Raw genomic sequence first — 18,730 nt, forward strand, 5'->3', positions numbered from 1 at the left:
GGGTCAGCTGACGGGGGTGAGGGAGTCGGCGCCGCTTGTGGGCTGGGCGGCGACAGTCACCTGCTCGCCCACGGCGGCCCGCTTGCGGGCCCGGTGCGCGGCCACGTGCGACCGGGTCGCGCAGCGTTCGGAGCAGAACCGCCGGCAGCAGTTCGACGACGTGTCCAGGTAGACGTTGCCGCACCGCTCGTCGGCGCAGACCCCGAACCGGGCACTGCCGTACTCGCAGAGCCAGACCGACAGCCCCCAGACCGCGCCCGCCAGGTACTCGGCGCTGACCGAGGCACCCCGGCTGGTCACGTGCATGTGCCAGTCGCTGGAGTCGTGCCCGGAGATGCGCGGCTGGACCGGGAACGCCTCGAGCAGCGCGTTCAGCTCGGTCACCGCCTGCGCGTCACGCCCCGAGGTGCCGTACTCGAAGACGTCACGCAGCCGCTTCTGGGCCCGTCGGAAGATCGTGACGTCCCGTTCCGCGACCTCGTCGCGCATCCAGGCGTTCTCGTCGGGGAAGAGAGCCCGCAGGTCGTCGAGGTCGTCCAGGCGGGCGTTGACCAGGTCAACGCCGGTCCGGGCGTACGCGTCGAAGTTCACGCCCCCAACGGTAGACGACTCACGGGGTGCGTGGCGCGTCGATGTAGTGCGGCAGGAACCGCGCGTAGCCGTCGGTGATCAGACTGGCGCTCTCGCGCACCCCCACCCCTGCCGACTCGCCGTCGACGATCCAGCTGCCCAGCACCACCCGATTGCCGTCGAACTGCGGCAACGCCCGGAACTCCTGGTAGCACCAGCCCTCGTCGCCGTAGATGCCCGGGTTGGTGATCTCCTCATCGGCGGTGACGATGCGCACCGAACCGCCCTCCCGGCCCAGGAGCGGCTTGGCCACGTACTCCGTCATGCCGCGCGGCGAGTCGAGGTACGCCGGCAGCAGGTACTCGTGACCGGGGTACAGCTCCCAGAGGACGGCCAGCAGCGCCTTGTTGGACAGCAGCAGCTTCCAGGCCGGCTCGATCCAGGTGGTGGGGGTGCCCGGGGCCAGCGCCGCCGGCCCGTACGGCTCGGCAAGCATCCACTCCCACGGGTAGAGCTTGAAACAGGTGGTCACCGGGCGGTCGTCGGCGTCGACGAAGCGGCGGCCGTCCCAGCCGATGTCCTGGATGGGTTGCAGCTCGGCGCTCAGGCCGGCCTGCCGTGCGGTCTCGGCGAGGTAGCCGGCGGTCATGTGGTCCTCGCCGGACTCCTCCTCGTTCGACCAGAGCACGTGCACCAGCGGGTCGTGCAACCCGGCCCCGATCTTGGCCCAGGCGCCGACCAGCCGCTCGTGCAGGCTGTTCCACTGGTCCAGCTCGGGTCGGGTCTGCTCCAGCCAGTACCACTGGATGATGCTCGCCTCGACGAGCGCGGTGGGGGTGTCCGCGTTGTACTCGAGCATCTTCGGGGGCCAGGTGCCGTCGTACGCCAGGTCGAAGCGCCCGTAGAGGGTGGGTGGCGTCTCCCGCAGCGACCGGGCCACCGCCTCGGCCGCCCACTCGGGGATGCCGAACTCGGCGTACCGGCGCTGCGCCACCACGTGCTCGGCGGCGGCCACCGACATCCGGTGCAGCTCCTCGGTGGCCTCCTCCAGCCGCAGCACCTCGTCCAGGTCGAAGGCGTACGCGGCGGTCTCGTCCCAGTACGACATGATGCCGCCGTCGGGCAGTTCGGTGTCGACGTAGACGAGCCCCTGGGACCTGATGGTGGCGTCCCAGTCCTCGCGCGGCGTGACCGTCTCGCGGCGCACCTCAACCCCCGCAGGAGGCGAGGTGGGTGCCGAACCCGCCGCGATCGGGCAGGGCCGCGGTGGTCGGCTCCGGGGCGGCGCGACCGGCGGCCGGGGCGGGCACCCGCATCGCCAGCGCGACGGTTTCGCCGCCTCCTACCGGCCCGAGAGCGCAGTCGTCGTCATCGTCGTCGTCCGAGGTCATGTTGCAGCCGGAGAGGGCGAGCGCGAGAGCGGTGAGCGCGCCGAGCTGCACGGAGGCCGACCGGAGCCGGCGGCGGGGGCGTTGGTCCACGGCATCGTTGTAGCCGATCGGCGCCACCACCGCCGCCCCGCCCCCCGCGTCGAGCGGCCCGGCCGCCCCTCGGCGGAGCCCCTGGCAGGGGCGATACGCTCGGCTCATGCTCCGTTCCGTCATCCTCGCCGCGTCCCGGTCATCCCAGGTCGAGCGGCTCGTCGCGACCGCCCCGTACAGCCGGGACGTCGTCCGCCGGTTCGTCGCCGGCGCCGCCACCGACGACGCGTTGCGCGCGACCCGCGTGCTCGTCGACGACGGCCTCGCGGTCACCCTCGACCACCTCGGCGAGGACACCGTCACCCCCGAGCAGGCGACCGCCACCCGGGACGAGTACCTGAGGTTGCTCAAGATGCTCGCCGGTGCGGGGCTCACCCCGGCGGCCGAGGTGAGCGTGAAGCTCTCCGCCCTCGGCCAGATGTTCGACGAGGAGTTGGCGTACGACAACGCGCGGGCGATCTGCGCGGCCGCCGACGCGGCGGGTACCACAGTCACCCTGGACATGGAGGACCACACCACCACCGACTCGACGCTCGAGGTGCTGGGCCGGCTTCGCAAGGACTTCCCGTCGACGGGCGCGGTGCTCCAGGCGTACCTGCGGCGGACCGAGTCGGACTGCCGGGAGCTGGCGTACGCCGGGTCGCGGGTCCGGCTGTGCAAGGGCGCCTACAAGGAGCCCGAGTCGGTGGCGTACCAGTCGACCCGCGAGGTGGACAGGTCGTACGTGCGCTGCATGAACATCCTGATGTCGGGCGACGGCTACCCGATGCTGGCGACCCACGACCCGCGGATGATCGCCATCGGTGAGGACCGGGCGCGCTGGTTCGACAGGGGGCCGGAGCGCTTCGAGTTCCAGATGCTCTACGGCATCCGCCCGGAGGAGCAGGCCCGGTTGGCCGGCGAGGGCTACACCGTGCGCACCTACGTCCCGTACGGCGACCAGTGGTACGGCTACCTGATGCGCCGCCTCGCCGAGCGTCCCGCCAACCTGGTGTTCTTCGGCCGCGCCCTGGTCTCCAAGAAGTAGCCCGGGGCTGTGACGACCGGCCGGGTGCGGCGCGACGGCGGGCACATCGCGTACGAGGTGCACGGCGACGGGCCGCTTGTCGTCCTCGCGCACGGCATGGGGGAGACCAGGGCGAGTTTCCGGCACCTCGTGCCACTGCTGGTGGCCGCCGGTCACCGGGTCGCCTCGGTGGACGTGCGGGGGCACGGGGAGTCCAGCGTCGGCTGGCCCTCGTACGCGCCGGCCGAGGTCGGCGGCGACCTGCTGGCCGTGGTCCGCGACCTCGACGCCGGCCCGGCAGTGCTGGTCGGCAGCTCGTCCAGCGCCGCGGCGGTGGTCTTCGCCGCCACCGACGCGCCCGAACTGGTCTCCGGCCTCGTGCAGATCGGCGCGTTCGTCGGTCAGCCGGCGGTGAACCCGCTGCTGCGCCTGACGCAGCGGGCCGTGCTGCGCAGCCCGCGACTGTTCGGGATGTTCCACAGGACGCTGTTCCCGGTGCACCGGCCCGCCGACGACGCGGCGTACCGGCGGGCGATGGTGGCCACCCTGCGCGAGCCCGGCCGGTTGGCTGCGACGCGCGGGGTGATCGCACCGGTCGGGCCGCACTGGACCAGCCGCGCCGCACGGGTGCGGCAACCGGTGCTGGTGCTGATGGGCTCCCGGGACCCCGACTTCCCGGACCCGGGCGCCGAGGCGCGGGCGGCCCGCCGGCTCTACCGCGTCGCCGAGGCCCGGATGATCGCGGAGGCCGGGCACTATCCGCACGCCGACCAGCCACAGCGGACAGCCGAGGAGCTGCTCGCCTTCCTTGCGGTGTGTACCAATGGCTAGGGCCCGCCGGGGCCGGCCTCGCCCGAGCGGCGCGATGGTCGTACCCTTCGGCGGGTGATTGACGGGGAGCAGCGCCCGGCACCGCAGCGGCTGTGGCCGCTGTGGACGGCGTTTCTGGTGATCGTCCTGGTCCTGGGCTGCGGTCTGCCGGCACTGCTGATCGTCGGGGTGATCCGCGAATCCGCGGGCCGACCGACGATCAGCCGGATCGGCGCCTCGGCGACGGACGACCCGGCGACAGCCGTCGCCCGTGGGCTGTCCGACCGGATGACGGCCCAGCTTCAGCGGCAGTCCACGGCCCTGCTCGGCGGGGACCGCGCCGGTTACCTCTCCATCGCCGACCCGGCCGCGCACCCCGACCTGCGCCGCCGCTTCGCCGCGCTGCGCGCGCTCCAGGTGACCGTCTGGCGTGCCGAACCGAGCGGCCTTCCCGCGCCTGTCGTCGGCAGGCCCGGCGAGTGGCGGCAGTTGGTGCGCTTCCAGTACTGCTTTGTGGCGCCGGGCTGCCAGCCCAGCCCGGTGCTGATCGGCACCCGCTGGCGCGAGAACGGCGACCGGCCGCTGCTCGTCGCCATGGAGGAATCCAAGTCGGCGGAGACCGGCACCCGGCCGTGGGAGATCAGCGATCTGGCCGTGGCGGTAGGCGCGCGGACCATCGTCGCCACCACGCCGGCGCTGCGCGGCAAACTGCCGGGCCTGCTCGCCCAGGCCGAGGCGGCGGCCACGGTCGCCGACGGGTACGTGGTCACCGGCACCCGGCCGGACCGCTACCGGATCTTCTACGCCGGCCGCGCCGAGTGGCAGCGCTGGTACGGCGGCGGGCGCCCACAGTGGACCGGCGGGTACGCGGTCACCGTGGGCGGTGGCCACCACGAGGTGGTCCTCAACGCGGACGGGTTGAGCAGCAGCGGCACCGACGACCTGCTCCGGCACGAGCTGACCCACGCGGCGTCCCTGCCGGCGCGCGGCTACCCGGGCAAGTTGACCTGGTGGTTGGTCGAGGGGCTTGCCGAGTACGCGGGCGCCGGCGGTCAGCCCGTCGACAGGTACGAGGGCCTCGCCGAGGTGCGCAAACTGGTCAAGGGCGGCTGGGACGGCAAGTTGGACGGCGTCACCCCGGCCGATGACGCGTCCGCCGAGCGGGTCGGCGGCAGCTACGGGGTCGGCTACCTCGCCGTGCGGCACCTTCTCGACAGGTACGGGCCGCAGCGGCTGCTCGCCTTCTTCAAGGCCGTGGTGCACGACCGCAGGACCCTCGACGCCGCAGCCGAGGAGGCGTTCGGGGAGCAGTGGTCGACGCTGCACGACGAGTGCGTGGCGTCCATCCGCGCCACCGCCTCCTGACGGCTCCCGGTCGCCGTGACGGCGAGCCGTACGATCGATTGGTGCGCAGCTCCCGCCTGCTCGTCGCCCTGACCGCCGTCGTCGTCCTCACCGCCACCACCGCCGCGTCCTGCGGCGACGACGATCCCGACCTCGCGCTGGCGTCCGCCGCCCGCAACCCGGTCACCGAGGTGATCGACGCCCCGGCGACGGTGACGGCCCGGGCCGCCGCCACCCTGACGGCTCCCGCCGACGGCACCCTGTCCAGCCTGCGCGTCCAGCCTGGACAACAGGTGAGGCGCGGCCAGGTCCTCGCGGTGGTCGACTCGCCGTCCGCTCAGCAGCGCCTGCGCCAGGCGAAGGAGGCGCTGACCGCCGCGAAGCGCGCCGGCCGGGGTGCCTCCACCGGCGACCTGACCGGCAGCCGACGCAGCACCGACAAGGCCGCCGACGAGGCGTTCGACGCCGCCCGCAAGGCCGCCGAGAAGATCGCCGACCCGCAGTTGCGCGACGCGCTGCTGACCCAGGTGACGTCGGCGCAGCGGCAGTACGCGGCCGCCGCGCGCAGCGCCGACCAGGCGGTCCGCGCGGTGCAGCGGGGGATCAACGGGCTGAGTTCCGCGGTCGGCGCGCTCTCCGCGGCCCAGCGGCTCCAGGCCCAGCAGGCGTACGACCTGGCGAAGGCGACTGTCGACGCGTTGACGCTGCGCGCCCCGATCGCCGGGGTGGTGCAGCCGGGCGGCACCCGTGCCGGCGGTGCCGCGGACGCAGGCCTGGCCGGGCTGTTGGAGCAGGCCGGTGGGGCGGGCATCGACCCGTCCGTGCTGGCCCCCAGCCAGGGTGGGCCGCCGGCCGGGGTGGACGACGCGGTAACCGTCGGCGGTCAGGTCACCGCCGGCACGCCGGTGCTGACCGTGGTGGACACCGGGCAGTTGGGGCTGCTCGCCGAGGTGGACGAGACGGACGTGCTGCTGGTCCGCACCGGCGTACCGGCCACCGTCGAGTTGGACGCCGTCACGGGTGCCAGCTACGACGCCACCGTCCGGTCGGTCGACGTGCTTCCGACAAGCTCCGCGCAGGGCGGGGTCACCTACCGGGTACGCCTCACGCTTGGCGCGGGGAAGCTGGCCGAGGACGAGCCCGCCCCGGCGCCCCGCCCCGGCATGAACGCGATCGTGCACCTGCGGGTACGCGAGGCCGCCGACGCGGTGACCGTCCCCGCCTCGGCGGTGTTCTCCGCCGACGGTCGCGACGCGGTCTGGGTGGTCCGCGACGGCAGGGCGGGCCGGGCACCGGTGACCGTCGGCGTCCAGGGGTCCGATCTGGTGCAGATCCTCAACGGCGTGCAGCCCGGCGACCGGATCGTGGTGCGCGGCACCGACCAGGTCCGTGACGGCCAGGAGGTCCGGTGACCGGATCCCCACCGGCCATCGAGGCGGTGGACGTGTCCCGGACGTACCAGCTCGACGGGGTGTCGGTGGAGGCGCTGCGCGGGGTGTCGTTGACAGTGCAGCCGGGTGACTACGTGGCGCTGGTCGGGCCGTCCGGCTCGGGCAAGTCCACACTCATGCACCTGCTGGGTGGGCTGGACCGGCCCACCGGCGGTCGGCTCGTGATCGGTGGCCGGGACGTCAACGCCCTGTCCCCGCCCGAGATGGCCACCCTGCGCAACGAGACCATCGGGTTCGTCTTCCAGGCGTTCCACCTGCTGCCGCGTACCTCGGCTGTGGAGAACGTGGCGTTGCCGCTTGTCTACCGGGGTGTGTCGGCCCGGCAGCGTCGGGAGCGGGCGGCGGCGATGCTGGGCCGGGTCGGTCTCGGCCACCGCCTCGACCACCGGCCCAACCAGATGTCCGGCGGCGAGCAGCAGCGGGTGGCCATCGCCCGGGCGCTCGTCACCGAGCCGACGGTGCTGCTGGCCGACGAGCCCACCGGCAACCTGGACAGCGTCACCGGGGCCGCCGTGCTGGAACTGTTGGAACGCCTGAACGCCGAGTCCGGGGTCGCGTTGGTGATGGTCACCCACGACCAGGAGGTGGCGGCCCGCGCTCAGCGGCGGATCACGATGCGCGACGGCGTGGTCGTGGCGGACAGCGCCGCTCATGATCGGCCGCTGCCCGTCGATCACGGTCGACCTGAGACACTGGTGCCCGCTCCCAGCGCGGAGCCCCGGTCCGTTTCCGGAAGCGGCCCGGGGCACCCGTCCGGTGGCTCCGGTGGCGCCGCCGGAGCCACCGGGCGCCTTCCGCGCGAGCCCGGCCCGAGTCACGCCGGAGCCGACACGCGTGAGGCCGGTCGGGGCGAACCCGAGGGCGGTGCGGCGTGAGGGTCGCCGAGGCGTGGCGGGTGGCCCTGGACGCGCTGCGGGCCAATCGCCTCCGTAGCGCCCTCACCATGCTCGGCGTGATCATCGGGGTGGCTTCGGTGGTGCTGCTGGTGGCCATCGGCACCGGCACCAAACAGAAGGTGGAGCAGCAGGTCGAGGGGCTCGGCTCCAACCTGCTGCTCGTCGTCCCCGGCAAGATCGAGGTGGGCACCGCGCCTGTCGTCTCACCGTTGACCCTCAAGGACGTGGACGCGGTGACCCGCGTGGTCGGCGATCCCGAGCGGGTGGCGGTCACCGTCGCCTCGGGGGCGACCGCCCGCGCCGGCGCCCGTTCCGACTTCACCACCGTGCAGGGCGTCCTGGAGACCACCCCCGCGGTGTTCACCCGCTCGCTGGCCCGGGGGCGCTACCTCACCGGCACGGACGTGGACACCAGCCGGCGGGTGGCGGTGCTCGGCGACTCGGTGGCCCGCGCCCTGTTCCCGGACCGGGATCCGCTGGGCCAGCAGGTGACGCTGGCCGGGGTGCGGTTCCGCGTCATCGGCGTCTTCGCGCCGCTGGGGCAGAGCCTCGGCGTCGACCGCGACGACGAGGTGCACGTCCCGGTGACCGCCGCGCAGCGGCTCTGGGGCACCCAACGGGTCGACGGCATCGCCGTGAAGGCGCCGGACCGGGAGCGGATCGACGAGCTGGGCGAGCGGATCGTCGCCGAACTGAACCGGCGGCACCCGGACACCGAGTTCAGCGCGGTCACCCAGCAGCAGATCCTCGGGGTGCTCGGCGACATCCTCGGTGTCCTCACCGGGGTGCTCGCGGCCATCGCCGGCATCTCACTGCTCGTCGGTGGGGTCGGCGTCTCGAACATCATGCTGGTGAGCGTCCGGGAACGCACCCGGGAGATCGGGCTGCGCAAGGCCGTCGGCGCCCGCCCCAAGGACATCGGCGTGCAGTTCCTGCTGGAGGCCGTGCTGCTCACCACGATCGGCGGGCTGACCGGGATGGCGTTGGGAGTCGGCACCGCGCTGCTGGTGGACGCGCTGTCGCCGATCCCGGCGGCGATCACCTGGTGGTCGCTGGCGCTCGCCTTCGGCGTGTCGGCGGCCGTGGGCATCGTCTTCGGGGTGGTCCCCGCGCAGCGCGCCGGCCGGCTCGACCCGGTGGTCGCGCTGCGCGCCGAGTGACCCCAACCGGACGACGGGCGCGGTGGGGGAGATAACGGCAGTCCGGATCGGGTGAACAGGCGACCAAAACATGATCAGTTGTACGAAGGGATCGCGCCGGTCACAGCGGCCCCGCTACCGTACTGGTAACACGCGCGTCGCCGCCCGGCCCGGAGCATCCGTCGGGTTGGCACGCGCCGGGCATGGGATGGGTCGGTGAGCCATGGCCGGGTCACAGTCCGACGGACGGCTGTCGGAGGTCAAGTTCCTGACCGTCGCCGAGGTGGCAACGGTCATGCGGGTGTCGAAGATGACCGTCTATCGCCTCGTGCACAGCGGTGAGCTCACCGCCGTCCGGGTCGGCCGGTCCTTCCGGGTGCCCGAGCACGCGGTCCACGAATATCTTCGGGGCGCCTTTCAGGAGACCGCCTGAGCCAGCGGCGCGCCGATCGAGTGCGACGTGAGCGGCATCGACGGGGGCGCGTTGGTCCTGCTGACGCTCTCCAGCTACCCTGGAGCCCGACCGAGACCCCACCGGTGCTCCCTGCCGCCCAGACTGGTCCGGTCCGTTGTCCGCAAGCGGTCACCGTCGCCACCTGCGTGGTGTCATCCGGTCCGCCCCGCACGTTGTATCGAAAGGCTGTCGTATGGGCTCGGTGGTCAAGAAGCGCCGTAAGCGCATGGCTAAGAAGAAGCACCGCAAGCTGCTGCGCAAGACCCGCGTCCAGCGTCGCCGTCTCGGCAAGTGATCGCCGCCGGGCTGGGCGGACAGGCCGGCGGCACATGCTGCGCCGGAGTTCCGGCGGCCCGGCGTCCGGCGTCACTTGCCAAACTGTCGACCTCCGGAGGCTCAGGTGATCAGGCCGTGGTCGTCCCGGCTCGATCTCTCCTGCCGGCGTAGGTGCGTCAGATGACCCCCGGTAGCACCTCAGGTGCTCCGGGGGTCGTCGTCGTCACCGGGGTGAGCCGCTACCTGGGTGCCCACGTGGCGGCCCGCCTGGCAGCCGACCCACGGATCGAGCGGGTCATCGGGGTGGACGCCCCGGATGCCGGCGCCGAGTTCACCGACCTGCTGGACCGGGTCGAACGGATCCGCGTCGACGCCGGCTCGCTCGGCGGAATCCTCGCCGACCTGGACGTCGACGCGGTGGTGCACCTCGCGCTGGTCAGCGCCCCCGATCCGCAGCTCGGCGGCCGGTCGGGCATGAAGGACCAGAACGTCATCGGCACGATGCAGCTGCTCGCCGCCTGTCAACGGGCACCCCGGCTGCGCAAGCTCGTGGTCCGCTCCTCCACCGCCGCGTACGGGGTGTCGTTCCGGGACCCGGCCGTGTTCACCGAGGAGACCGAGCCGCGTGAGGTGCCGCGCGGCGGCTTCGGCCGCGACATCCTGGACGTCGAGGGGTACGTTCGCGGCTTCCGCCGCCGCCGGCCCGACGTCACGGCGACGGTGCTGCGGTTCGCCCCGTTCATCGGCTCGACCGCCGACACCACGTTGACCCGCTACTTCTCGCAGCCGTTCGTGCCCACCGTCTTCGGCCGCGACCCGCGCCTGCAGTTCCTGCACTTCGACGACGCGTTGGAGGTGCTGCACCGGTCGATCGTGGAGGACCACCCCGGCACGTACAACGTGGCCGGTCCGGGCGTGTTGTCGCTGTCCCAGGCGATCCGGCGGGCCGGTCGGGTGGCCGTACCGGTGCTGGAGCCGGGGCTCTCGGGCGCCGCCGCGCTGGCCCGCAACATGGGTTTCGGCAGGTACGGTCTGGACCAGGTCGACCTCTTCGTGCACGGCCGCGTCGTCGACACGACCCGGTTGGAGCAGGAGTACGGCTTCACGCCCCGCTCCACCGCCGCCGCGTTCGACGACTTCATCCGCGCCCACCACGGCGGGGTGGTGGTCACCCGGGGACAGTTGGCCACCGCCGAGCAGCTCGTCCTGGACGGCATCCGTCAGGTCCGTGACGCGGTGCGGGAGCGGTCGTCGTGAGCGAGGGTGGCAGCGTGACCGGGCCGGGGCAGGAGCCGCAGGGGATCGGCCGGTTCGACGTACCGCAGGGGGTGCCCGCGCCGGACGCGGAGCCGGCGCGGCGCAACGGACACCGACCGGCGGCCCAGGTCGCCCCGACCCCGACCCCGAAGCCGGCCGACGAGGTCGACACCGCGGCCACCGACGAGCCGGCGGGTGGCGACCCGGCCACCGACGAGCCGGCGGCCACGGGTGGCGAGCCGGCCACCGGCGGGAGGCCCGGCGGCACCCGGCCGGCCGTCCCGGACCGGCCGGGTGACCAGTGGGACCGTCGGGTCGCCAACGGCCTGGCGTTCCTGCGTCGGCGACTCTCCGGCGACTACGAGGTGGACGAATTCGGCTTCGACCCCGATCTGACCGACGCGGTCTTCCACCCGTTGCTGCGCCTGCTCTACCGGGACTGGTTCCGCACCGAGGTCACGGGCGTGGAGCATGTGCCCGTCGACGGGCCCGCCCTGGTGGTCGGCAACCACTCGGGCACTGTGGCGTTGGACGCGTTGATCCTCTCGGCGGCGCTGCACGACAAGCACCCCGCGCACCGCTACCTGCGGCTGCTCGGTGCCGACCTGGTGTTCCGGATGCCAGTCGTTTCGGAGATCGCCCGCAAGACCGGCGGCACTGTGGCGTGCAACCCGGACGCGGAACGGCTGCTCGGCGGCGGTGAGCTGGTCGGCGTGTTCCCTGAGGGCTTCAAGGGCATCGGGAAGCTCTACGCCGACCGGTACAAGCTGCAACGGTTCGGCCGTGGCGGTTTCGTCTCGGCGGCGCTGCGCACCGGCACCCCGATCGTGCCTGTCGCCATCGTCGGCGGCGAGGAGATCTATCCCATGCTCGCCGACCTCAAGCCCCTCGCGCGGCTGCTCAAGCTCCCGTACTTCCCGGTCACGCCCACCTTCCCGTGGCTCGGGCCGCTGGGCATGGTGCCGCTGCCCAGCAAGTGGCTCATCGAGTTCTGCCCGCCGATCCCCACCGCCCACCTGACCGACTCGGCGGACGACCCGCTTGTGGTGTTCAATCTCGCCGACCAGGTCCGCGAGACGATCCAGCAGACCCTGCACACGCTGCTGGAGCGACGCCCCGACCCGTTCGGCCCCTGAGCGCGGCAGTCAGTCGGCGCGGCGACGGCGCTGCATCGCCAGCCCGGCCGTGACCGCGCCGGCGACCAGCCCGGCAGCCGCCGTCGACGGTACGGCGATCTTGACCGCTCGGCGGCCGGTGCGGAAGTCCCGTACCTCCCAGCCGTGCTTCCGGGCCTGCCGCAGCAGCGTGCCGTCCGGGTTCACGGCCACCGCCCGACCCACGGCCGACAGCAGCGGCAGGTCGTTCGCCGAGTCGCTGTAGGCCGCGCAGCGGGTCAGGTCCAGCCCCTCCACGGCCGCGAGCTGGGTGACCGCCTCGGCCTTCGCCGGCCCGTGCATCAGGTCACCCACCAACCGTCCGGTGTACGCCCCGTCGACCACCTCGGCCACCGTGCCGATCGCACCGGTGAGGCCGAGCCGGGTGGCGATGACCCGGCCGATCTCCACCGGAGCGGCGCTCACCAGCCAGACCCGCTGACCGGCGTCCAGGTGCCCCTGGGCCAGTCGCCGGGTGCCGGCCCAGATCCGGGGAGCCATCAGCTCGTCGAAGATCTCCTCCGACAGGCGTTCCACGTCGTCCACCCGCCAGTCCTGCACGAAGGCCAACGCGGCCTCCTTGGCCACCGACATGTCGCCCGCGTGCTCCCGGGCCAGCACCCGGAACCGGAGCTGCTGCCAGGCGAACCGGGCCAGGTCGGCGGTCGTGAAGTAGTTGCGGGCTGCCAGCCCCCGGGCGAACCAGTAAATCGAGGCGCCCTGCATCATCGTGTTGTCCACGTCGAAGAAGGCCGCGGCGCTCGGGTCCGGTACGGGTGGCGTCACCGGCGCCAGGTCGGTCTCCGCCCAGCCGGCGGTGTGACCGTGGGCGTCGGTACTGACCGTCACCTTGCGGCTGCGCGCCACGCGACTCCCTTCCTCACCCGGTACGGCAGATGCCTCCAGCGAGGGTAGCCGGCCCGCCTGGTTGACCGGCTGGGCACGCGACGAACTGCGGCGGAGCCGGTCTGACCTGGGGTATAGGGGTCAGCGGGTGCCGGGGCAGGCGGTGGGGGCGGGGCCGAGGGCGTCGCTGCCCGCCGGGGCCGGCAGCCCGCAGGCGATCGAGGCGCGCAGGGCGTCCGAGCGCTCCCGGATGCTGTCCAGCAGCGCCAGCGACTGGCGGGTCCGCTCCCGGTCGGCCCGGTTGGCCCCGTCGAGCAGGTTCGACACCGCCCGGCGCTGACCGGTGACGAAGGTGTTGACGGTGTCCAGGCTGCCGGACTCGGCTCGTTGCACGGCCGCCGAGGTCAGCAGACGGACACCCTGCCGGGTGTCGGCGTCCATGTCGTCGAGGACGGTGCTGTAGCCGATCCGGTCGCCGCGGAGCTTGGCGGCCTCACCGAGCCGGGTGCGGGCGAAGTCCAGGAAGAGCTGGCCGCGGCTGATGTCCGAGCTGGCCAGGGCGAGCTGGGCCCGTTCGGTCGAGCGCTTCATCCCGTACAGGGCGTCGCCGGGGACCGCGTCCTCGCTGGCGGCGGAAATGCCGGAGACGGCGATGGCCCCGGCGGCGACGCCGACCAGGATCGCAGCGCGGGCACGGGCCCGTCGCGCGGTGGCCGCCGGGAGCAGCGGCCCCCGGGCGGTGGCGGCGGGACGCGCGGTGACCGTCTCGCTGGCCGCCGGGGCGTTGCCCAACCCGTCCCGCTCGGCAGTGGCGAGCAGCATCGCTCGCAGGCCGGTGCGGAACTCGGGGTCCACCTCGACCGCCGGGGGGTCGACGCTGAGCCGTTGGCCCACCGCGACGAGCGGCGCGAGCTGACCGTCCACCCGGGACCGGACGTGGTGCCGCCGGGCGCCGTTGGCCTCGTCGAGAAGCTGCGCGAAGCGCTCGGCGCGCCGGCGGGAGAAGAGGGTGTTGTCCACCGCAGGCACCTCCTCTCGCTGGTCACGGCCGGTCGGCCGCCGTCGTTGCCAGCGACCGGGCGGCAATGTGACACCACGGAGGTGAGGTGCCGCCGGCGTGCCGGTCGGACCTCGGAGACCCGGGCCTGCCGGGCAACCACCGGTCGCACCCGGAGAAACGCGGCGGACCGGGCACGGGTTACGGGCCTGGCGGAGCGAAAATCACAGAAAGTGATTGTCATCACCTGGCGGGACCGACCCTGAGCTGCGCGGATGTCGATCGACATCCATCGGTCCCGCCGACGCGGGCTACGGCTGGAAGCCGTCGGGGAGGAGTCGGGCGAGCGCCCGGACGGCCCGGTACTGGAGAGCCTTGATGGCGCCCTCGTTCTTGCCCATGGCACGGGCCGTCTCGGCCACCGAGAACCCCTGGAGGAACCGGAGCACGATGCACTCCTGCTGCTCAGGATTCAACTGCTTCACGGCGGTCAGCAACGCGACGTTCGTGATGTGCTCGACAACCGCCGCCTCCGGGCTGCCCTCCGGGCCCCGGTCCTCCCGGTCGGCGTCGAGAACGTCGCCTGTGGTGACCTCCAGCCGGTACCTGCCGGACTTGAAGTGGTCCGCCACCAGGTTGCGGGCGATGGTCACCAGCCAGGCGCCCAGGTCGCGGCCCTGCCAGGTGAAGCTGCCGATCCGCTTGAGCGCACGCAGGAACGTGTCCGAGGTGAGGTCCTCGGCGAGCTGCCGGTTGCCGACCCGGAAGTAGACGAACCGGAACACGGTGTCCACGTACCTGTCGTAGATCAGACCGAACGCCTCGGACTCGCCGGCCTGGGCCCGCTCGATGAGCGTCCATACCTCGGTGGCGGGGTCGGACGGGTCCGGCCGGCTCGGGAAGCCGGTCGGCGTGGTGGCGGTGCTGGCCGGCACCGCCGGAATCACCGCCGTCTCACCGGCCGCCGGATCGGTGGTCGCCGTCGGCGTGTCGCCCATCCGACGACCCTGCGTCGGCATGGTCGGCCGGGCGGGTACGACGACCCGACCGCCGGCCGGCTTCGCATTGCCGCCCGGCACCGCCGGCCGTGGCGGTGGCTCGTTGTGGTGGGGCCGGCTGCGGGTCCGTTGCGCCGCGCCATCGCCCCGCGCGGCGTTGCCGTGCGAGTCGTCCACGGGAGCGCGGACCGCCGGCCGCTCGTTGACCGGGGAGCGGGTCGGCTGACCGGTCACGCCGACCGGGCGTTCCGCGTAACCGAAGGTGGTCACCGTGTCGCCCCCGTCCCGGTGGTCGCCGGACGGGCCGGTCTGCGGGTCGTCGGGGTCGACCGACCGGGCTTGCGGTCGGGCAGGACGGTTCCGGGGTGTGCCGACGGGCGGCAGTACCCCTTGAGGTGCTGGTCCAATGCGCTCACAGGCACGGGGGCCTCCTCGGGCTGAGGGGTGTCGACTCACGGCAAATGGGGTGAGCCGACCCGAGTGATGATAGGGCCAACGTCACCCGCGCGTGGCAAGTCCGTTACACAGGGCGGAAGTATTTCCCGCTCCGTCGCACCGGTGCCGGACCGGTTGTCCGTCGTGTGCGATTGACTTTCCTCCGGCGCGGTGATCCAGGATGGATCCCCTGGTCGGGGTCCGTTGTCCGTTCGGTCGCCCCGCCGCGTCCGATGGTCGTCGTACGCCGGCCGAGCCGTCGTACGACGGCGTCACCCGTCCCATCGGCAGGACCCGGCCGGTCCGCCGGTGGCACAGTGGCCAGTCCCCCCGACGGGACTTGCGGGGCGTGCCGGCCCCCTCCGTCGGGCGTGGCCTGTCGCCGTCCGCTGTGCCAGACTCGACCACCGTGCAGGACGCAGCGGAGAACCCCGCGCCGAACCTCGCCGACCGGGTCCACCGGGCGGCTCTCGACCACGGTGACCGGCCCGCGCTGCACTGGCGCGAGCAGAGCATCACCTGGTCCGACCTGGACGCCGCGGTCGACGCCGCCGCGCGTGGCCTGACCGCCGTCGCGCCGCACACCGCCCCCGGCGACACGCCGCCCCGCGTCGCGATCGCGCTGCCCAACACCCCCGACTTCGTGATCGGCCTGCTCGGCGCCCTGCGCGCCGGCCTGGTCGCCGTGCCGGTCAACCCCGGCCTCACCGCCCCGGAACTGCGGCACGTGCTTGCCGACTCCGCCACGTCGGTGTTGATCGGCACCGACCGCGTACGGGCCCAGGTCGCCGAGGTGTCCGCCGAACTGCCCGCGCTCACCGCCGTGTACGGCGCACCGCCGCAATCGGCCGCCGACGGGCCCGCTCCGCGCCCGCGCCGGGGCGGCGACGACCTGGCCGTCCTTCTCTACACCTCGGGCACCGAGGGGCACCCCAAGGGAGCGATGCTCCCGCACCGGGCGCTACTGGCCAACCACGAGCAGGTCGACCGGATCGACCCGCCGGTCGTCGGTCCGACGGACACCGTTCTGCTGGCGCTGCCGCTGTTCCACGCGTACGGGCTCAACTCGGGGCTCGGCGCGGTCGTCCACCATGGCGCGACAGGTGTGCTGCTCGACGAACCGGGGCCGACCGCCGGGCTCGACGAGATCGCCCGGCACCGGGTCAGCGTGCTGGTAGGCGTACCGTCGATGTTCCTGACCTGGGCCGACACCGCCACCGCCCGCGCGGCCACCGCCTCCGTGCGGGTCGCGGTCTGTGGCGCGGCGCCCCTGGATCCCGCCGTCGCGGCGCGCTTCACCGAGACCACCGGCCATGTCGTGCACATCGGGTACGGCCTCACCGAGACCGCGCCGGTGCTCACCTCCACCCTGGTCGGCGGGGTCGCCAAGGCCGGCTCGATCGGCCGGCCGCTGCCCGGCGTACGGCTGCGCCTCGTCGACCCGGACGGCGCCGACCTGTGGCGCGACGGCGTGGCAGTCCCCGACGACGACCCGGATGAGCTGGACATCTCCGACGTGACGCCGGGCACCGACCCGGGTCAGATCGTGGTGGCCGGCCCCAACCTGTTCACCGGCTACTGGCCGGACGGACGGGACGGCCCGAACGCCGCCGGCTGGTGGGGCACCGGCGACGTCGCGTACGCCGACGAGGACGGCGATCTGTTCCTCGTCGACCGGCTCGGCGAACTGATCCTGGTCAACGGGTTCAACGTCTATCCGCACGAGGTCGAGCTGGTGCTCGCCGGGCACCCCGGGGTGGCCGAGTCGGCGGTACTGGGTGTGCCGCACCCACGGACCGGCGAGACTGTTCGGGCGTACGTGGTGCCGGCGCAGGGACGGCCGGTGACAGGCGAGGAGCTGCTCGCCCACTGCGCGCGCAACCTGGCCCGGTTCAAGTGCCCGACCGCCGTCGAGTTCGTCGACGCCCTGCCCCACTCGGCGATCGGCAAGGTACGCAAGATCCAGCTCCGGTCGGCGACGCCGGCCGGCCCGCCCCCATCCGCCGACACCCGCACGGAGGTAACCGATGGCCACTGACGCCCGGCTCGCCCTGATCACCCGGCCCGGTTGCCACCTGTGCGACGACGCCAAGGCGGCCCTCGACCGCGTGGTGGCGGTCACCGGCGACAAGTGGGTCGAGTGGGACGTGTCCGACGACGTGGAGCTGGAGCGCGAGTACGGCGACCGGCTGCCCGTGGTGATGCTCGACGGCAAGGAGCACGGCTACTGGCGGGTCGAGGAGGAACGCTTGCTGCGGGACCTGACCACGCCGCAACTCTGAGCGCTGCCTAAGGTGCACTGATGACCCCCGCGCGCCCCCACCTGGTGTGGGACTGGAACGGCACACTGCTCAACGACCTCAGCCTGGTGGTCGCCTCCACGAACGTCGCGTTCGCCAGTGTCGGTGGCCCGGCGGTCACCCTCGACGAGCACCGGGTGCGGTTCCGTCGGCCGATCGCCGACTACTACGCCGAGGTGCTCGGCCAGGCCGTGGACGACGAGTCGTTCGCCCGGCTGGACCGGATCTTCCACGACGCGTACCGCAACGGGTTGACCACCTGCGAGCTGGCCGCCGACGCGCGGACCGCGATGGCGGCCTGGCCGGGCAGCCAGAGCCTGCTCTCCATGTGGTTCCACGAGGAGCTGGTGCCCACCGTGCACACCTTCGGGTTGACCAGCCACTTCACCCGGGTCGACGGGCTGCGGGCGACGGTCGGCGGTGACCGCAAGGCCGAGTCACTCCAGGCGCACCTGGCCGAACTGGGCGTGGACGGCGGCGACGTGGTGCTGATCGGCGACTCCGTCGACGACGCCGACGCGGCGCTCGCGGTCGGCGGCCGGGCGGTGCTCTACACCGGCGGGTTCACCGATCCGGCCCGGCTGCGCGCCTCCGGCCACCCGGTGGCTGACACCCTCACCGACGCGGTGGCCCTGGCCGGGCGGGAGATCAGCTCCGCAGATAGGTGAGGACGGCGAGCACCCGGCGGTGCTGTTCGGTGTCCGGTGGGAGCGTGAGCTTGGTGAAGATGTTGCGGACGTGCTTCTCCACCGCGCCGTCGCTGACCACCAGCGCGCGGGCGATTGCCGTGTTCGAACGCCCCTCGGCCATCAGGGCCAGCACCTCCCGCTCGCGCGGGGTCAACTCGCGCAACGGCTCGTCGCGGCGGCGTCGCGCGAAGAGCTGACCGACCACCTCCGGGTCGAGCACGGTGCCGCCCGCCGCCACCCGCCGCAGCGCGTCGAGGAACTCGTCGATCGCGGCCACCCGGTCCTTCAACAGGTATCCGATTCCGCCGCCGGCGCCGCCGGTGGTGGCGAGCAGATCATCGGCGTACGACACCTCGACGTACTGGGAGAGCACCAGGATCGGCGTACGCGGCACCAGCCGCCGCGCCTCGACCGCGGCCCGCAGACCCTCGTCGGTGTGTGTCGGGGGCATCCGCACGTCGACTATCGACACGTCGGGCTGGTGCTCCACCACCGCCTCGACGAGGGCCTCGCCGTCCCCGACGGCGGCCACCACCTGGTGTCCACTCTCGGTCAGCAGCCGCACCAGCCCCTCCCGGAGCAGGACGGCGTCGTCGGCGATCACGATGCGCATGGCTGTGTTGTCTA

20 protein-coding genes are annotated in these 18,730 nt (G+C 73.1%); 13 read left to right on the forward strand and 7 right to left on the reverse strand.

The window, feature by feature from the left end; genetic code table 11:
- Positions 1-3 precede the first annotated feature (3 nt).
- Genes AB0N27_RS22510 through AB0N27_RS22520 form a run of 3 tightly spaced genes read right to left on the reverse strand, consistent with a single transcriptional unit; the run spans position 4 to position 2,159 of the window.
- Positions 4-591, reverse strand: coding sequence for a CGNR zinc finger domain-containing protein (locus AB0N27_RS22510; protein WP_364373046.1), 588 nt, complete (start codon positions 589-591; stop codon positions 4-6).
- 19 nt (positions 592-610) lie between these two features.
- The gene (locus tag AB0N27_RS22515; protein WP_364373049.1) at positions 611-1,777 is read right to left on the reverse strand and encodes a glutathionylspermidine synthase family protein; all 1,167 of its coding nucleotides are present in this window, start codon (positions 1,775-1,777) and stop codon (positions 611-613) included.
- Position 1,778: 1 nt separating this feature from the next.
- A complete protein-coding gene (locus tag AB0N27_RS22520; RefSeq protein ID WP_364373052.1) occupies positions 1,779-2,159 on the reverse strand; it encodes a hypothetical protein in 381 nt (126 codons plus the stop codon).
- Between AB0N27_RS22520 and AB0N27_RS22525 the strand changes: the two genes are divergently transcribed.
- The 10 genes from AB0N27_RS22525 (at position 2,158) to AB0N27_RS22570 (ending at position 11,820) form a co-directional block, all read left to right on the forward strand.
- Positions 2,158-3,078: a proline dehydrogenase family protein gene (locus tag AB0N27_RS22525; RefSeq protein ID WP_364373055.1), complete on the forward strand. Its 921-nt coding sequence runs from the start codon at positions 2,158-2,160 to the stop codon at positions 3,076-3,078. The two genes, AB0N27_RS22520 and AB0N27_RS22525, sit on opposite strands and share 2 nt — an antisense overlap.
- 9 nt (positions 3,079-3,087) lie before the next feature.
- Complete coding sequence (locus AB0N27_RS22530; RefSeq protein ID WP_364373058.1) at positions 3,088-3,888, forward strand: alpha/beta hydrolase; 801 nt, start codon at positions 3,088-3,090, stop codon at positions 3,886-3,888.
- A gap of 54 nt (positions 3,889-3,942) precedes the next feature.
- The gene (locus tag AB0N27_RS22535; RefSeq protein ID WP_364373061.1) at positions 3,943-5,232 is read left to right on the forward strand and encodes a hypothetical protein; all 1,290 of its coding nucleotides are present in this window, start codon (positions 3,943-3,945) and stop codon (positions 5,230-5,232) included.
- The gene (locus AB0N27_RS22540) at positions 5,229-6,623 is read left to right on the forward strand and encodes an efflux RND transporter periplasmic adaptor subunit (protein ID WP_364373390.1); all 1,395 of its coding nucleotides are present in this window, start codon (positions 5,229-5,231) and stop codon (positions 6,621-6,623) included. The genes AB0N27_RS22535 and AB0N27_RS22540 overlap by 4 nt, the downstream gene beginning before the upstream one ends.
- Positions 6,620-7,537 carry an ABC transporter ATP-binding protein gene (locus tag AB0N27_RS22545; protein ID WP_364373064.1) on the forward strand — a complete coding sequence of 306 codons (918 nt, stop codon included), beginning with the start codon at positions 6,620-6,622 and terminating at the stop codon, positions 7,535-7,537. The genes AB0N27_RS22540 and AB0N27_RS22545 overlap by 4 nt, the downstream gene beginning before the upstream one ends.
- Entirely contained in the window at positions 7,534-8,718 is a 1,185-nt protein-coding gene (locus AB0N27_RS22550) for an ABC transporter permease (RefSeq protein ID WP_364373067.1), read from the forward strand. The genes AB0N27_RS22545 and AB0N27_RS22550 overlap by 4 nt, the downstream gene beginning before the upstream one ends.
- Before the next feature lie 202 nt (positions 8,719-8,920).
- Entirely contained in the window at positions 8,921-9,130 is a 210-nt protein-coding gene (locus AB0N27_RS22555) for a helix-turn-helix domain-containing protein (protein ID WP_007465625.1), read from the forward strand.
- A gap of 214 nt (positions 9,131-9,344) precedes the next feature.
- Positions 9,345-9,446: an AURKAIP1/COX24 domain-containing protein gene (locus AB0N27_RS22560; RefSeq protein WP_007465623.1), complete on the forward strand. Its 102-nt coding sequence runs from the start codon at positions 9,345-9,347 to the stop codon at positions 9,444-9,446.
- Between the two features lie 161 nt (positions 9,447-9,607).
- The gene (locus tag AB0N27_RS22565) at positions 9,608-10,684 is read left to right on the forward strand and encodes an NAD-dependent epimerase/dehydratase family protein (RefSeq protein WP_364373071.1); all 1,077 of its coding nucleotides are present in this window, start codon (positions 9,608-9,610) and stop codon (positions 10,682-10,684) included.
- Between the two features lie 326 nt (positions 10,685-11,010).
- Complete coding sequence (locus AB0N27_RS22570; protein WP_244296021.1) at positions 11,011-11,820, forward strand: lysophospholipid acyltransferase family protein; 810 nt, start codon at positions 11,011-11,013, stop codon at positions 11,818-11,820.
- A 9-nt stretch (positions 11,821-11,829) separates the two neighbouring features.
- On the opposite strand, the gene AB0N27_RS22575 is transcribed toward AB0N27_RS22570, so the two are convergent.
- The 3 genes from AB0N27_RS22575 to AB0N27_RS22585 form a co-directional block, all read right to left on the reverse strand.
- Positions 11,830-12,705 (reverse strand): HAD-IB family hydrolase, encoded by an 876-nt coding sequence (locus tag AB0N27_RS22575; RefSeq protein ID WP_364373074.1) that lies wholly within the window; start codon positions 12,703-12,705, stop codon positions 11,830-11,832.
- Between the two features lie 120 nt (positions 12,706-12,825).
- A complete protein-coding gene (locus tag AB0N27_RS22580) occupies positions 12,826-13,704 on the reverse strand; it encodes a DUF5667 domain-containing protein (protein WP_364373077.1) in 879 nt (292 codons plus the stop codon).
- A gap of 288 nt (positions 13,705-13,992) precedes the next feature.
- On the reverse strand, positions 13,993-14,949 hold the full coding sequence (locus AB0N27_RS22585; protein ID WP_364373080.1) for an ECF subfamily RNA polymerase sigma factor, BldN family: 957 nt from the start codon (positions 14,947-14,949) through the stop codon (positions 13,993-13,995).
- 574 nt (positions 14,950-15,523) lie between these two features.
- Between AB0N27_RS22585 and AB0N27_RS22590 the strand changes: the two genes are divergently transcribed.
- From AB0N27_RS22590 to AB0N27_RS22600, 3 genes are read left to right on the forward strand one after another with little or no spacing between them, the layout of a single operon-like run.
- Positions 15,524-17,152 (forward strand): AMP-binding protein, encoded by a 1,629-nt coding sequence (locus AB0N27_RS22590; RefSeq protein ID WP_364373083.1) that lies wholly within the window; start codon positions 15,524-15,526, stop codon positions 17,150-17,152.
- The gene (locus AB0N27_RS22595; RefSeq protein WP_364373086.1) at positions 17,142-17,396 is read left to right on the forward strand and encodes a glutaredoxin family protein; all 255 of its coding nucleotides are present in this window, start codon (positions 17,142-17,144) and stop codon (positions 17,394-17,396) included. The genes AB0N27_RS22590 and AB0N27_RS22595 overlap by 11 nt, the downstream gene beginning before the upstream one ends.
- Before the next feature lie 20 nt (positions 17,397-17,416).
- Positions 17,417-18,082, forward strand: coding sequence for an HAD hydrolase-like protein (locus AB0N27_RS22600; RefSeq protein ID WP_364373089.1), 666 nt, complete (start codon positions 17,417-17,419; stop codon positions 18,080-18,082).
- On the opposite strand, the gene AB0N27_RS22605 is transcribed toward AB0N27_RS22600, so the two are convergent.
- Positions 18,063-18,716 carry a response regulator transcription factor gene (locus AB0N27_RS22605; protein WP_364373092.1) on the reverse strand — a complete coding sequence of 218 codons (654 nt, stop codon included), beginning with the start codon at positions 18,714-18,716 and terminating at the stop codon, positions 18,063-18,065. The two genes, AB0N27_RS22600 and AB0N27_RS22605, sit on opposite strands and share 20 nt — an antisense overlap.
- Positions 18,717-18,730: the final 14 nt, after the last annotated feature.

The organism is Micromonospora sp. NPDC093244 (genome assembly GCF_040683695.1).
Classification (GTDB): Bacteria; Actinomycetota; Actinomycetes; order Mycobacteriales; family Micromonosporaceae; genus Micromonospora.